The sequence below is a fragment of the Phenylobacterium sp. genome, from assembly GCF_004299445.1.
Lineage (GTDB): Bacteria > Pseudomonadota > Alphaproteobacteria > Caulobacterales > Caulobacteraceae > Phenylobacterium.
In genome coordinates this window covers 1-12,822 of the sequence record NZ_SCTC01000050.1, presented here as the reverse complement: position 1 = coordinate 12,822, position 12,822 = coordinate 1, and the positions used below count along the sequence as shown (strand labels likewise).

Here is a 12,822-nt window from a genome sequence, read left to right as displayed (position 1 = left end):
GGATGCGGCCCCACGGAGAGCACATGGCCCGCCTCGACCTCGACGACCTGCCGCCCAAGATCGCCGCCCTTCTGGCCGGCCTGCCCGAGGGCGAGGATCTGGTGCTGGTGCAGCACGGCGCGGTGGTGAGCCGTCTTACGGTCGCCGCGCCGCCACCCGCGGCCGAGCCCGAGCCGGACCTTCCGCCCGAGCAGAAAATGGCCGAGGTGTTCGAGGATTTCCGCGCCGCCATCGAGGACGAGTTTTGAACGCTGCCAGCCACATCCACGCCACCGCGCGTCACACGACCCACTACCTGTCGGCGGGCGACCCTGGCGCCACGCCGATCATCTTCGTCCACGGCTGGCCCGAACTCTCGATTTCCTGGCGCCATCAGCTGCCGGTGTTCGGCGGGCTGGGTTTCCATGCCGTCGCGCCGGACATGCGGGGCTATGGGCGCTCCAGCGTCTATTCCCGGCACGAGGACTACGCAGTCGAGCACGCGGTCGCCGACCTGATCGAGCTCTTGGACCACCTGGGCGCGGAGAAGGCGGTGTTCGTCGGCCACGACTGGGGCGCCCCCGTGGTCTGGAGCATGGCCCAGCAGCACCCCGAGCGGACCCTCGGCGTCGCCGCGCTCTGCGTGCCCTACATGCCCGACGGCTTCGCCCCAGAGACGCTGATCCCGCTGGTGGACCGCGCCGTCTATCCCGAGGACCAGTTCCCGGCCGGACAGTGGGAGTACATGCTGTTCTATCGTGAGAACTTCGCCGCCGCCTGCGCGGGCTTCGATCAGAATCCGCGCGGCTTCGTGAAGCTGGCCTTCCGGGCGGGCGCGCCGGGCGGCGAGGGTCAGCCCGCGGGCACCGCCTTCGTCCGCGCCAACGGCGGCTGGTTCGGCGGCGCTTCGATCCCCGACGTGCCGCGTGACGGAAGCGTGCTCACCGCCGAGGACGAGGAGGCCTACGCCGAGAGCCTGTCGCGCAACGGCTTCTTCGGCCCCGACAGCTGGTACATGAACGGCCCGGCCAACATGGCGCACGCTGCAAGGGCGCCCGGAAAGCGCCTCGCCATGCCGGCGCTCTTCCTGCACGGGGCCTATGACTATGTCTGCGCGACCGTGGGGACGCGCCTGCCCGATCCGATGCGCGCGAACTGCGCCGATCTCACCGAGGCGGTCGTCAGGAGCGGCCACTGGATGGCCCAGGAGAAGCCGCGCGAGGTCAACGCGGCCTTGGCGAAGTGGCTGGCCGCAAAACTCCCGGAGCTGTGGCCGGCCTAGTCAAGGAACGAAGCCGCCGGTCCGCGGTTCTGCCTGCTCCACGGAGCTCGGCATGAAACCCAGGACGCTATTCTTCGCCGGCGGTCTCGCCCTTCTTGTCGCGGGCTGCGCGTCCATGGGCGCGTCCCGCAGTCCCCAGGCGCCCGAGCCCGCCCAGCCGATCGACGCGGCGTCCCATTTCACCGGCCGCTGGTACGAGATCGGCCGGACCCCCATGAAGCTCACCGATGGCTGTGTGGCGGGCTACACCGACTACCTGCGCGAGGGCGACAAGCTCATCCAGCGCGACGGCTGCCGTGACGGATCTCCGGCGGGCAAGGAAAAGGTGGTCGCCGGGCCGCTGAAGATCCTGAACCCGGGGCTGAACACCAAGGTCCACGTCAGCTATCGCCTGTTCGGCGTGCTGCCGGTCGGCCGGACGTACTGGATGCTCGACCACGGCGAAGGGTGGTTCATCATGGCGACCGACGACTTCAAGCTGGTCAACCTCTATACGCGCAGCCCCCGGCCCTCGACGGAACTGGTCGCCGACATGACCGCGCGGACGCGCAGCCTGGGATATGACGTCAGCAAGCTGGAGTATCCGACGCAGTTCCCGCCCGGCCAGAACTAGCCTCGCGTCGCGTCCCAGGCCTTCACGACCGACTTCTTGGCCACCTTGCGAAAGCGTCGCTCGAGGAAGCTGCGCAGCGAGCCCGGGTGCAGGGTCTCCAGGCGCGCCAGCACACTGGGATAGTCCTTGTAGTGGGCCGTAAAGTGATAGGTCTGAGGCTCGGCTTCGATCAGCATTTCACGCTCGTCGAACGGCACATCCACCAGCACCAGCGAGTTGTCCTCGTCGCGCAGCCGGGTGAGGAACTTGCCGTTCACCTTGAACGACGGCCGCCCGTAGCTGGTCCCTTCCTCGACGCCGGGGAAGCTGAGCACGATCTTGCGCATTTCGTCTTCGGTCATGGATCGCCTCCGGACTTCAGGTTGCAGACCCTGATCGGTAACTGCCGTTCAAGACCGCAACCGATCCCGGCCGAGGGCGCCAAGACGGCAGGCTCAGTACGCCAGCGCCACGCCATCCTTGCGCATCTCGGTCGCGGCGGCGTAGCGGCCCGGCCAGCGCTGGATGGCCTGATACCCACCATAACCACCCGGGGCAGGTTTGATCTGCCAGCCGATCTTCGCGAGCTCGGCCTGGGTCTTGGCCGGCACGCCGGTCTCCAGGTTCAGCACGCCGGGCTGGCCAAGGTCCTCGCCGGTGGGCTCGCTGCCGCCGTCGTGGTGCCAGCGGGGGCTGTCGCCGGCTTCCTGCAGGCCCAGGCCGAAGTCCACGATGTTCGAAATGATCTGCGTCTGGCCCTGGGGCTGCATGTCGCCGCCCATCACGCCGAAGCTCAGCAGCGGCTGGCCGCCCTGGGTCGCAAAGCCCGGGATGATCGTCTGGAACGGCCGCTTGCCGGGCGCATACAGGTTGGGGTGCCCGTCGGTCAGCGAGAACAGCTCGCCGCGGTCCTGGAACATGAAGCCCAGCCCGTCGGGCATCAGGCCCGAGCCCATGCCGCGATAGTTGGACTGGATGATTGAGACCATAATCCCGTCCTTGTCGGCGGTGGTGAAATAGGTGGTGTCGCCGCGGCTGGGCGCCTGGCCGTGCGCCACCTTGGGCTGGATGCGGTCGGGCAGGATCAGCTTCGCGCGTTCCCTGGCGTACTCCTTCGAGAGCAGCCAATCGATCGGCGCCTTGTAGAAGGCGGGGTCGGCGTAGAAGCGGGCGCGATCCTCGAAGGCCAGGCGCTTGGCCTCGACGCCGTGGTGGATGGCGGCGGCCGACTGGAAGCCCATCTCCTTCACGTCGAACTCGTTCAACATCGCCAGCATCTGCAGCGTGGCCAGCCCCTGGCTGTTGGGCGGCAGGCCCCAGACGTCGACGCCGCGATAGTCGACGCTGCGCGGCTCGACCCACTCGGTCTTGTGGGCGGCGAGGTCGGCCTTGGTCATCCAGCCGCCGATGCGCTTGAAGTAGCGTTCAATGGTGTCGGCGATCTCGCCCTCGTAGAAGGCGCGGCCGCCGCCCTCGGCGATCAGGCGGTAGGTGCGGCCCAGGCCGGGGTTCTTGAAGATCTCGCCCTCGCGCGGGGTCTTGCCGTCAGCGACCCAGACCTTCTTGAAGTTCTCGATCTCCTCGATGGCCGTGTTGCGCGAGAAGTTGCGGTTCGAGGCCTCGACATAGAAGGCGGTGTTCTGGATGACCGGCGCGCCCTCCTCGCAATAGCGGATGGCGGGCTGCAGCAGATCCTTCCACGGCAGCCTGCCGTAGCGCTGGTGCAAGGCCCACCAGGCGTCGACGGCGCCCGGCACGCTGACCGAGATGGCGCCGTGGCTGGGGATCGTGCCCTTCGGGGTCGCCCGCTGCCGCACGGTCTCCAGGCTGAGGCCCCTGGGGCTGCGGCCGGAGCCGTTGAGGCCGACCACCTTCTTCGTCTTCGGGTCCCAAAGCAGCACGAAGCAGTCGCCGCCGATGCCGCAGGCGATGGGCTCGCCATAGCCCAGCACCGCATTCGCCGCGATCGCGGCGTCGACCGCCGAGCCGCCGGCCTTCAGGATGTCGATGGCGGCCAGGGTGGCCAGGGGGTGCGCCGTCGCCGCCGCCCCATGCACGCCCCACGCGGCGCTGCGGCCGGCCCAGGTGGCGCCGTCGATGCGGTCGCCGGGCCCGACGTCCGGGCGGTTGCGATTGGGGTTCTCGGCCCGGCTGGAGGCGAAGGCCGGTGTGGCGGCCGCGGCGGCGGCGGCGGGGAGGGCGGCGAGGAACGTGCGGCGGCGCATGCAGGACTCCGGCTGATCGACGAGGTGTAGCAGATGCCGCGGGGCTCGCTACGGCGGCGTGGCGCCTGCGGTCATGGCAATGGCGCCGTGCGTCATGGCGGGCTTGAGGCGCCTGCGTCAGACTCAGGGCCTGGAGTTCTTCGCATGGCCAACCTCGTCGTCGCCGCCGACGCCCCCTGGATCGCCCACGCCGTAGCCGCGGCTGCGCTGGGCCTGCACATCGGCGGGGGCAGCCTGGCGATCGCGTCGGGCTATGTCTCCATCTTCGCGAAGAAGGGCGGACGGCTGCACCGGCTCAGCGGCAACGTCTTCTTCGTCTCGATGCTGGCGATGGCTGGGGTCGGCGCGATCGTCTCGCCCATGCTGAACGAGGATCAGTGGACCAACACCACCGCGGCGGTTTTCGCCCTCTACCTGACACTGACAGCCTGGCTGGCGGCGAAGCGCCGGCCGGGTGACGTCGGCCACGCCGAGGCGGCGCTGGTCGCCGCGCCCCTCGGCATCGCGGCTGTGGGCCTCTACTGGGCGACGGTCACCGGCGGTTCAGGCGCTTACAGCGTGGTCTATGCCTTTGGCGCGGTCAGCGCGCTGGCTGCGGTCTGCGACCTGCGGATGCTGCGCGCCGGCGGCCTTGCGGGCGTGGCGCGCACCGCGCGGCACCTCTGGCGGATGAGCCTCGCCTTCTTCGTGGCGACGGGGTCGTTCTTTTTCGGCCAGCCCGATTTCCAGCCCGACTGGCTGCGCGCCACGCCGCTGCCGATGATCATCGGCCTGGGACCCCTGGTGCTGATGGCGTTCTGGCTGGTGAGCGTGCGATTCCCGCGACGGCGGCGGTCGCGCGCGGCTGCGGCGTAGCGCGAACGGCTCCGGCTCGCCTATCTAGGGGGCATGACGAGGCTTCTTCCCTGGATCGCCCGTGCGGCGCTGCTCGCCGTCCTGGCCATCGCCTTCGCCGGCGCCATCGACCCGCACCACAACGCCGAGCGCTCGGCCCAGCCGGGCGATGTGGTCGAGCACGTGGTCTACGGCTACCTGCTGACGGTGCTGACCGTGGCCTCGCTGCCACGGGTGAACCCGTGGTGGATCGGGGCCGCCTACCTGGGGATCGGCGGCGGATTCGAGCTGATGCAGGTGTTTGGGCTCGTCTCTGGGACGTTCCAGGCCAAGGATCTGGTCTCGAACCTCACCGGCGTGGCGGCGGCGATGATCCCCCTGGCGCTGGGTCGCCGCGCTGGCGGGCGGGCATAGAACCGCACTAGGATCAGTCGGCGAGGGTTCGGCGACAGGAGCGGCGGCGTGCGAATAGGGGTCATGGGACTGGCGGCGGCGACCCTGATCGCCCCCGCAGCGGCGATGGCGCAGGACGCGCCGGCCAACCTGACCCTGACCTGCAACGGGACGGATTCGGTCCCCGTCGCCATCGCGCCCAACGCCTGGAGCAGCCGCTACGCCTACGCCATGGGCGGCGTCGTGCAGAACCGCCAGGCCGCCCAGCTGGGCGTCATCGTCGAGGGCGGCAAGGTTCGCGTGCGGCCGCCCAAGAGCTCAATCCCCCTGTTCGCCAAGGACGACCAGGACGGCTGGTTCGAGCTGACGGACGTCTCGATCGACCGGCTTTCGATCCGCGGCCGGGTCAAATGGAACCGCCTCGACCGCTCGAAACTCAACATCGACCGCCGCACGGGCGCCGCCGACTTCGGCGCCTTCTCGGGCGTCTGCCAGCTGGTCTCCACCACCCCCGAGGCGACGAAGTTCTAGGCGGCGGGCGTCTCTAGCGCCAGGAAATCCAGGGCGTCCCCGACCGGGATGAAGAAGTTCAGCGCCGATCCTTTTGTCGGATCAATGATGCTGTGCGTGATCCCGACGACGACCCCCTTTTCATCCAGCAACGGCCCCCCGCTGTTGCCGTGGGTGACCGGCGTGTCGCTCTGGATGAAATTGAAGCCATCGATGATCCGTGTCGCCGACACCACGCCGCGTGTGACCGTGTTCTGGAGGTTGGGCTCCAGAGGCGTGCCGATGGCGAAGACAGGCGCGCCAAGGCTCGGAACCGTCCGGCTTACCGCCAGAGGTTCGCGGCCACGTGGCGATGTCTTGACCAGAGCCACGTCGCGCCGCTTGTCCGTCCGCTCCACCGTGCCGGTCGTCTCGAGGCCGTCCGACCAGCGGACACGCACCGTTGTCGCTGTGCCCACCACGTGTTCGTTGGTCAGGATGTAGCCCTCGGATGAGATCAAAGCGCCGCTGCCGTGCCCCGAACCCGCAAAGATCGCCACGACTGAGCCGGACGCTTGGGCCATGTTGACAGGCGCCCCCCCACGCGGCCCCACTAGGCGGATTGGGGTGCGGGGCGCCATTGACCCAACAACGCTCGATCCGCCCGGATCGGGCGACGTGACCAACTGGCGGAAGTGCGCATCGCTCAGCAGCGACTTGACCGTCTCGGCGAAGGCCAATTGGCCCAGCGAGCGAACCTGTTGCTTGCGTGCGAGCTTGGCGTTCTTGACGGCTCCGGTCGTCTCGATCGTAGCGACGACTTCGCGGCGCAGCGTGGAATAGATCTGCCATTGGACAGTCAGGGTCATCGACCCGGTCAAGGCCCCTAAGTCGGTGTCGCAGTAGGTCGCATCGACTGAGCGGACCATGGCGCCCACCTGCAGGTCGGTATTCGCGTTCTTTGTATCGGCGAAGAGGTCGCCGGGTTCGGAGTCCGGGCGGAAGCCGGCTGCTTTCAGTTCCTCGCCGAATACTTCTTTAAGGTTCACGAAGCCGCCGGCCACATCCTTCCAGAGCAGCCTCTCCGCGTTCACACACACCACGCCCGTCAGGTACCGGCCGATGACCTGGTCGTCGCGAACCTGGGACCCCAGGCGGGTCAGCGCCACCGGCCGCACGGCCTGCCCCGCTGAAAGACGGGGCGTCCCTTCGGACGTTGGCGAGAGGGGCTGGGCAGATACCGGACCCGCCACCAGTACGGCCGTCGCAGCCGCGAATTCGACCCACCGCATGAACACCCCTCCGACCAGTGATGATTGTGCAGCCTATGCGCGAGTCCAGCGCGTATGCCTACCCCTCGCTCCACACCGCCAGCTCGTTCCCCGCCGGGTCGGTGAAGTGGAATCTGCGTCCGCCCGGGAAGGCGAAGATGGGCTTGGTGATGGCGCCGCCGGCGGCGCGGACCTTGGCCTCCATGGCCTCCAGGTCGTGGGCGTAGAGGATCACCAGCGGCTTTGCGACGGCGCCCTCGTCCTCCTGGCCGGTGTGGAAACCGCCGTCCAGCCCCTCGTTGAAGGCGGCATAGTCGGGGCCGTAGTCGGTGAAGCCCCAGCCGAACGCCTGAGCGTAGAAGGCCTTGGTGGCGGGCAGTTCGCCGCCCGGCATCTCCACATAGTCGACTTTGCCGTCCTCACGCATGCGCACCTCCGATGTTGCCAATTTGTTCTATATCGCGATTAGGGCAGAGTCCAGACGGCGGTCTTCTTCACCTCCTGGTCCTCGAGCTCGCGGGTCGTGGGCACCTGGTATTCCGCCAGCTTCACCAGGCCCTCTCGGGGGAAGTAGCTGCGGCCCGGGTCGCCGATCAGCACCGTGGCGCCGGCGGCGCCCGCCTGGGCCAGCCAGGCCATCACCCGGTCGGCCAGCGGCTTCTCGTAGCAGATGTCGCCGGCCAGGATGACGTCGGCCCAGGGCGGCGGCGGCGCGTCCAGCAGGTCGGCGCCGGTGTAGTCCACGGCCACCCCGTTGACGGCCGCGTTCAGCGAGAGCGCCTCGCCGCAGAAGGGGTCGATGTCGGCGGCCAGGACGCGGCTTGCGCCGGCCCGCATGGCGGCGATCCCGACGATCCCCGAGCCCGAGGCGAAGTCGATCACGGCCCTGCCGCTCACCACGTCGGGCTTGTCGAGGACGTAGCGCGCCAGCGCCTGGCCGCCCGCCCAGGCGAAGGCCCAGAACGGCGGCGGCAGGCCGATCTCGGCCAGGGCCTCCTCGGTCATGCGCCAGATCGGCGTCACCTCGTCGGCGAGGTGCAGCGTGAGCTCGGGCGTATGCGGCGGCGACTGCAGGCGGGTGTTGGCGACGATGAACTGGCGGCGCGCCGAAGGGGGGATCATGACGCTCCTTACCGGAAGCCGTAAGGTGGGCGCCATGCTCGCGTCCGATCACGCCGCCGCCGAAAGCCGCCTGCGCGCCCTGTGCCTGGCCCTGCCCGAGACCGGCGAGCGGATCAGCCACGGCATCCCGGCCTTCGACGTGGCGGGCAAGATGTTCGCCTACTACCGCCACAACCATCACGGCGACGGCCTGACCTGCGTCTGTGTGAAGACCACCGGCCGCGACGAGCAGGAGTTCCTGTGGGAGGCCGACCCGGACACCTACTCCAAGCCCGCCTATCTCTGGCCCTCGGGCTGGGTGGCGATCTGCCTCGCGGAGGAGCGGGTGGACTGGGACCTGGTGGAGTCGCGCCTGCGCTCCAGTTGGAGCCTCGCGGCGCCGAAGCGGCTGGCCGGCGCGCTGGGCTAGGCCTCGTCGAAATGGACGAAGGCGATCTGGTTGTAGTCGAGCAGCCAGTCCAGGAAGCTGTCGGCCACGTCGGTCACTTCGCCCGTCTCGTGGTCCATCTGGAAGACGGCGCCCTCGGCCGGTCGCGCGCCGTTTCCTGGCGTGCAGAGGAAGCCGTAGCGGTCACCGCACGAGTCCGAGGCGAAAGCCACGAACGCCGCCGGCGTCGCGGCGGTCCGGTGGGCGTTCAAGCCCGCGGTGATCTCCTCGGGCGTGAAGAAGGCCTCGATGTCGCTGGCGTCGGCGTCGGCCTCGATCAGGCTGTTCGACAGCGAGAGCGTCGGCAGCGGCAGCCCCACCAGCGTCACGGCGTGCACATAGGCTTCCGGGAACCGCCGCCCCATGCGGTGCTCGGTGATGGCGAGGTCGCCGGAGTCGACCAGCTCGGGCAGCAGATCGGGATCGCCCCACTTGTCGGCGAACCGCTGGAGGGCGAGCGCGGCTGGCTTCACTGGATCACCGTCTGGACGACGCCGCGCTCCTCGGGCGAGGCGCTGCCGCCCTTGTCCTGCCGGTCGGGCTTGGACGAGGCCATGCGCATCACGTCCATGTAGCTGGGCGCGGTCAGCATGCCGGACAGCACGCCCTTGTCCCGCAGCAGGCGGTGGGTGCGGGGCAGGTTGTAGCAGGGGACGTGCATGAACATGTGATGCTCGCAGTGGTAGTTCACGTAATAGGGCGCGAGGAAAATCCGTTCCAAGAGGCTGGCCCGCGTGGTGCGCGCATGACGCAGGGGGTCGGGCTCATCCTTGGGGATGCAGGCGTGCTCGGCGATGTTGCGCAGGCGGGTGACCAGCGGCAGCCAGGTCGCCGACGGCAGCCACCACAGCACGAACCAGGCCCACCAGAAGCCGAAGGGCGCCGTCAGGGCGATCGTCACAGCCCCGCCGATGAAGAACCGCGGCCGGCGCTTGATGAACCCCCAGATCAGCTGAGGCGCGCTCTCGCCCGGCCGCTTCTCGCCGATGCGCTTGAACAAGGGCGCCCAGCGCTGCTTGAAGTGGGTCTGGCCGGTCAGGTCGCGGACGATCTTGCGGCGCAGGCTGACCCGCGTGATCGGGAACGGCGCCGATAGGCCCAGGTCGGGATCCTCGGCCTGCTGGGCGAACTTGTGGTGGCCCAGGTGGTAGGTCCGGTACTGAATCAGGCCGCCGGGCGTCAGGTATTCGCCCAGCCAGTCGTTGACCTTCAGGTTCGGGTGCAGCGCGCCGTGGGCGGCGTCGTGCATGAGGATGGCGAGACCCAGCTGTCGGGCGCCGATGATCATCACCGCCAGCGGGATGGTGATCGGGAACGCCATGGCCATGGCGGCGGCCAGGCCGATGACGACCCAGGCATGGGCCAGCATCGCCGGGCCCTTCCACGACGACCGCGTCGACAGGGGGTTCCACTCCTCCGGTGTGAAATAGTCCTTGGGGGCGACGCGGGCGGCGGCGGCCATCAGCGGTCTCCTTGAAGGGCAGAGTGGGACGGGCGGGTGTCGAGCAGGGCGGTCATCTCGAGGACCGCTTCGGAAAGTGTGGCTTCGGTCGCGCCTTCGCGCAGCGTGACGCCCAGCGCCAGCGTCCAGAACCGTCGGGCGGCCGTGGCCGAGGGCTGGACCTCGGACCAGCCGCGCTGGTGGCGAACTTCGCCATAGGCGCGATCGCCCTCGGCGTGCAGCCGTTCGAAGGTACGTTCCACCAGTGGGGCCAGGTCCTGGCGCCGTCGGGTCAGCGACAGGGCTTCGACGAACAGCGCCAGCCCCGGAGAGCCGATGACCGTCTCGACCAGGCGACGATTGTAGTCCCGGCCCGAGGCGGCGCCCGCGGCGGCCAGTTCGGCCTGGCGGGCCACGTACAGCACCTCGCGGCAGGCGGCCTCGACGAAGAGGGCTTCCTTGGTGCGGAAGTAGTAGGTGATCTGGCTGGGGTAGGCGCCGGCCGCCTTGGCGATCTCGGCCACCGACACCGCCGACAGTCCCTTGGCCTTGAACAGCTCGACCGCCGCGTCCAGCAGGCGCGAGCGCATCCGCTTGCCGGGCTCACGCACGGCGCGCACCTCCGCCAGGGATTGCACGGTCGCCATGCCGTTCTTGTATGCCATACAAGAATGCAAGTCAAAGGCCGCTCATAGCCTCTCTGGCGGCCCTGCGCGCTTTCGCCGCTGCATCCTTTCGTCCCCTCGTCACGTGGCGGCCATGTTCGTACGCCACGGTCCTGAGACCGACGGAGGCGTAGCGTATGACCCGGGGACTTCTCGACGGACTGATGCGGCTGATGGGCCGCAAACCGAAGCGGCGGCGGATGTCGCTGCCGGGTTGGACGGTGAAGCGCTAGAAAGCGCCCGCCGCGATCGCCAAAAACAGGATCAAGCCGGCCCAGGTGTTGGAGCGGAACAGCTTCAGCGCCAGGGCCGGATCGTCGGTGCGCACGCGCGTCGCCTGCCAGGCCAGAAGGTGGGCGGCGTAGAGCGCGAGGCCGGCGTAGACGAAGGGGCCCAGTCGACCCGTGGCGACCGCCACGGCCGGAAGGACGGCGGCGACCGCATAGAATATGAAGACGGCGCGGGGCGCGGCATCGCCCAGCCTGCGGGCGGACGACTTCACGCCGGCCAGCGCGTCGTCCTCCAGGTCCTGGATCGCGTACACCGTGTCGTATCCGAGGGTCCAGGCGACCCCGCCCAGATAGAGCAGCAGGGCGGGCAGCAAGGTCGTGGTCAGCACCACCTCGGGCGCGACCCCGTAGAGCCGTCCGGCCATGAGCATCTCGGGGATGTGCGCCGCCGCCGCATAGCCCATCAGGGCGCCCCAGTTGAACGTGAGGCCCAGCCACGCCTGCGGCCACCAGGTGATGCGCTTCATGAACGGGTAGGCCGCCACCAGCCCCAGCGACAGCACGCCCAGCGCCCAGCACAGCGGCGGCAGCGCCAGCAGGATGACCAGCGACGCCAGACAGCATCCCAGCACGAACGCCCAGGCCTGCTTGACGCTGATCTGGCACGACGCCACGGGCCGCATGGCGGTGCGCGCCACCTTGGCGTCGATGTCGCGGTCGACGATGTCGTTGTAGGCGCATCCGGCCGCCCGCATGAGCGCCGCGCCCAGGAAGAACAGCAGGAGCAGCACCGGGTCGGGCAGCCGCCCCTGCATCGCCCCCGCCAGCGCGATTCCCTGCCAGCCGGGCAGCATCAGCAGCCAGATCCCCGCCGGCCGATCGAACCGCCCCAGCTTCAGCCACGGCCGCAGAGCCGCTGGCGCATAGGCGTCCACCCAGTTGGTGGGCTCAGCGTCGGGGAGGGGAGCGGAAGCGGTCATTCTCTCCCCTTTATGGGGAGGGGCAGGTCGGCGCCAGCCGGCCGGGTGGGGAAGTGCGGGTCGGAGCGCCGAGGTCGGAGGGATGGCGTCGTTGGCGCAACCCACCGACTTCTTGACAATCGCCGATCAATGTTCTATGTTTGTTCTATATGAACGCCCCTCCGGTCCTTACGCCTGAGCGTATCGACGCCATGCTGTCGATCATGGCCGAGGTGTGCCTGGGGTCGGTCGTGGAGGCGGGTCAGCGCCAGAAGGTCGCCGCTGACGACGAGGCGTTCGAACGCTCCGGCCGGGCCCTCAACCAGGCCTGCCGCAACCTGCGCCAGACCATCGCCATGAAGCAGCGCTTCGACCGCGAGGAGGTCGCCAAGGCCCGCGAGGCCCAGGCCGGCGCCGAGGCCGACCGCAAGGCCGCCGAGCGCGACCGTCAGGCCAGGATCGAGTTCAAGCGCAAACGCGTTCGCCGCCATCTCGAGAACATCGTCTGGGACGAGTACGACGACGAGGACGCCGACGCCTTCTGTCACGAGGCCGATCAGCGCCTGTCAGACCTCGTCCACGAGGACGACTTCCTCGACACGCCCCTCGAGGCCCTCATCGCCCGCCTCTCCGACGACATCGGCCTCAACGACGAGCCCGAGCCGGAGACGGAGGCCGCCGAGGCTGTTCCGGAGCCTCCGCCTCAAAAGCCCTCTCCCCCTTGCGGGGAGAGGGTTGGGAGTGGGGGTGTCAGCTCGGCGCCTGAAGGTTCGCACCCCCACCCCCGGCCCCTCCCCGCAAGGGGGAGGGGAGACGTGGTTCCTGAGCCAGTTCTTGCAGAGGTCGCTCCGCCCAGACCCCCCGATCCCCCGCCACAGCCCTACATCCCACCCTGGGAAAAGCTCCGACCCGG

The 12,822-nt window shown here is 69.1% G+C and carries 16 protein-coding genes and 1 pseudogene; 8 read left to right on the top strand and 9 right to left on the bottom strand.

Going from position 1 to position 12,822, the window contains the following annotated elements:
* Positions 1-23 precede the first annotated feature (23 nt).
* From EPN98_RS13180 to EPN98_RS13170, 3 genes are read left to right on the top strand one after another with little or no spacing between them, the layout of a single operon-like run.
* On the top strand, positions 24-248 hold the full coding sequence (locus EPN98_RS13180) for a hypothetical protein (RefSeq protein WP_293363215.1): 225 nt from the start codon (positions 24-26) through the stop codon (positions 246-248).
* Entirely contained in the window at positions 245-1,261 is a 1,017-nt protein-coding gene (locus EPN98_RS13175; protein WP_293363214.1) for an alpha/beta hydrolase, read from the top strand. The genes EPN98_RS13180 and EPN98_RS13175 overlap by 4 nt, the downstream gene beginning before the upstream one ends.
* 52 nt (positions 1,262-1,313) lie before the next feature.
* Complete coding sequence (locus EPN98_RS13170) at positions 1,314-1,874, top strand: lipocalin family protein (protein ID WP_293363213.1); 561 nt, start codon at positions 1,314-1,316, stop codon at positions 1,872-1,874.
* On the opposite strand, the gene EPN98_RS13165 is transcribed toward EPN98_RS13170, so the two are convergent.
* The gene (locus EPN98_RS13165) at positions 1,871-2,215 is read right to left on the bottom strand and encodes an MmcQ/YjbR family DNA-binding protein (RefSeq protein WP_293363212.1); all 345 of its coding nucleotides are present in this window, start codon (positions 2,213-2,215) and stop codon (positions 1,871-1,873) included. The two genes, EPN98_RS13170 and EPN98_RS13165, sit on opposite strands and share 4 nt — an antisense overlap.
* Positions 2,216-2,308: 93 nt before the next feature.
* Positions 2,309-4,078 (bottom strand): gamma-glutamyltransferase family protein, encoded by a 1,770-nt coding sequence (locus EPN98_RS13160; protein WP_293363211.1) that lies wholly within the window; start codon positions 4,076-4,078, stop codon positions 2,309-2,311.
* Between the two features lie 144 nt (positions 4,079-4,222).
* Here EPN98_RS13160 and EPN98_RS13155 point away from each other — a divergent pair, with 144 nt between their 5' ends.
* The 3 genes from EPN98_RS13155 to EPN98_RS13145 are packed head-to-tail and all read left to right on the top strand — an operon-like array spanning position 4,223 to position 5,836.
* Positions 4,223-4,933 (top strand): hypothetical protein, encoded by a 711-nt coding sequence (locus EPN98_RS13155; protein ID WP_293363210.1) that lies wholly within the window; start codon positions 4,223-4,225, stop codon positions 4,931-4,933.
* 33 nt (positions 4,934-4,966) lie between these two features.
* Entirely contained in the window at positions 4,967-5,326 is a 360-nt protein-coding gene (locus EPN98_RS13150) for a hypothetical protein (protein ID WP_293363208.1), read from the top strand.
* Between the two features lie 48 nt (positions 5,327-5,374).
* The gene (locus tag EPN98_RS13145; protein WP_293363207.1) at positions 5,375-5,836 is read left to right on the top strand and encodes a hypothetical protein; all 462 of its coding nucleotides are present in this window, start codon (positions 5,375-5,377) and stop codon (positions 5,834-5,836) included.
* Here EPN98_RS13145 and EPN98_RS13140 read toward each other — a convergent pair.
* From EPN98_RS13140 to EPN98_RS13130, 3 genes are all read right to left on the bottom strand, one after another.
* Positions 5,833-6,963, bottom strand: a complete 1,131-nt coding sequence (locus EPN98_RS13140) for a S1C family serine protease (RefSeq protein ID WP_293363206.1) — start codon at positions 6,961-6,963, stop codon at positions 5,833-5,835. The two genes, EPN98_RS13145 and EPN98_RS13140, sit on opposite strands and share 4 nt — an antisense overlap.
* 181 nt (positions 6,964-7,144) lie before the next feature.
* The gene (locus EPN98_RS13135) at positions 7,145-7,492 is read right to left on the bottom strand and encodes a VOC family protein (RefSeq protein WP_293363205.1); all 348 of its coding nucleotides are present in this window, start codon (positions 7,490-7,492) and stop codon (positions 7,145-7,147) included.
* A gap of 38 nt (positions 7,493-7,530) precedes the next feature.
* Positions 7,531-8,187, bottom strand: coding sequence for a methyltransferase (locus EPN98_RS13130; protein WP_293363203.1), 657 nt, complete (start codon positions 8,185-8,187; stop codon positions 7,531-7,533).
* On the opposite strand from EPN98_RS13130, the gene EPN98_RS13125 reads away from it, so the two are divergent.
* Positions 8,186-8,596: an MmcQ/YjbR family DNA-binding protein gene (locus EPN98_RS13125; RefSeq protein ID WP_293363201.1), complete on the top strand. Its 411-nt coding sequence runs from the start codon at positions 8,186-8,188 to the stop codon at positions 8,594-8,596. The genes EPN98_RS13130 and EPN98_RS13125 overlap by 2 nt on opposite strands.
* Here the strand turns inward: EPN98_RS13125 and EPN98_RS13120 are convergent.
* The 4 genes from EPN98_RS13120 to ubiA form a co-directional block, all read right to left on the bottom strand.
* Positions 8,593-9,087, bottom strand: a complete 495-nt coding sequence (locus tag EPN98_RS13120) for an SMI1/KNR4 family protein (protein WP_293363199.1) — start codon at positions 9,085-9,087, stop codon at positions 8,593-8,595. The genes EPN98_RS13125 and EPN98_RS13120 overlap by 4 nt on opposite strands.
* Positions 9,084-10,076 carry a fatty acid desaturase family protein gene (locus EPN98_RS13115; protein WP_293363198.1) on the bottom strand — a complete coding sequence of 331 codons (993 nt, stop codon included), beginning with the start codon at positions 10,074-10,076 and terminating at the stop codon, positions 9,084-9,086. The genes EPN98_RS13120 and EPN98_RS13115 overlap by 4 nt, the downstream gene beginning before the upstream one ends.
* Positions 10,076-10,702, bottom strand: coding sequence for a TetR/AcrR family transcriptional regulator C-terminal domain-containing protein (locus tag EPN98_RS13110; RefSeq protein ID WP_293363196.1), 627 nt, complete (start codon positions 10,700-10,702; stop codon positions 10,076-10,078). Before EPN98_RS13110 ends, EPN98_RS13115 begins: the two co-directional genes overlap by 1 nt.
* 247 nt (positions 10,703-10,949) lie before the next feature.
* Complete coding sequence (gene ubiA / locus EPN98_RS13105) at positions 10,950-11,930, bottom strand: 4-hydroxybenzoate octaprenyltransferase (protein WP_293363195.1); 981 nt, start codon at positions 11,928-11,930, stop codon at positions 10,950-10,952.
* Between the two features lie 149 nt (positions 11,931-12,079).
* Between ubiA and EPN98_RS13100 the strand changes: the two are divergent.
* A pseudogene (locus EPN98_RS13100) lies at positions 12,080-12,822 on the top strand (hypothetical protein); the annotation flags it as partial.

Excerpts from the sequence above, each read along its gene's own strand:
- EPN98_RS13180 (WP_293363215.1), top strand. The coding sequence starts at position 24 with ATGGCCCGCCTCGACCTCGACGACCTGCCGCCCAAGATCGCCGCCCTT.
- EPN98_RS13170 (WP_293363213.1), top strand. The coding sequence starts at position 1,314 with ATGAAACCCAGGACGCTATTCTTCGCCGGCGGTCTCGCCCTTCTTGTC.
- EPN98_RS13165 (WP_293363212.1), bottom strand. The coding sequence starts at position 2,215 with ATGACCGAAGACGAAATGCGCAAGATCGTGCTCAGCTTCCCCGGCGTC.
- EPN98_RS13160 (WP_293363211.1), bottom strand. The coding sequence starts at position 4,078 with ATGCGCCGCCGCACGTTCCTCGCCGCCCTCCCCGCCGCCGCCGCCGCG.
- EPN98_RS13155 (WP_293363210.1), top strand. The coding sequence starts at position 4,223 with ATGGCCAACCTCGTCGTCGCCGCCGACGCCCCCTGGATCGCCCACGCC.
- EPN98_RS13150 (WP_293363208.1), top strand. The coding sequence starts at position 4,967 with ATGACGAGGCTTCTTCCCTGGATCGCCCGTGCGGCGCTGCTCGCCGTC.
- EPN98_RS13135 (WP_293363205.1), bottom strand. The coding sequence starts at position 7,492 with ATGCGTGAGGACGGCAAAGTCGACTATGTGGAGATGCCGGGCGGCGAA.
- EPN98_RS13125 (WP_293363201.1), top strand. The coding sequence starts at position 8,186 with ATGACGCTCCTTACCGGAAGCCGTAAGGTGGGCGCCATGCTCGCGTCC.
- EPN98_RS13130 (WP_293363203.1), bottom strand. The coding sequence starts at position 8,187 with ATGATCCCCCCTTCGGCGCGCCGCCAGTTCATCGTCGCCAACACCCGC.
- EPN98_RS13115 (WP_293363198.1), bottom strand. The coding sequence starts at position 10,076 with ATGGCCGCCGCCGCCCGCGTCGCCCCCAAGGACTATTTCACACCGGAG.
- EPN98_RS13110 (WP_293363196.1), bottom strand. The coding sequence starts at position 10,702 with ATGGCGACCGTGCAATCCCTGGCGGAGGTGCGCGCCGTGCGTGAGCCC.
- ubiA (WP_293363195.1), bottom strand. The coding sequence starts at position 11,930 with ATGACCGCTTCCGCTCCCCTCCCCGACGCTGAGCCCACCAACTGGGTG.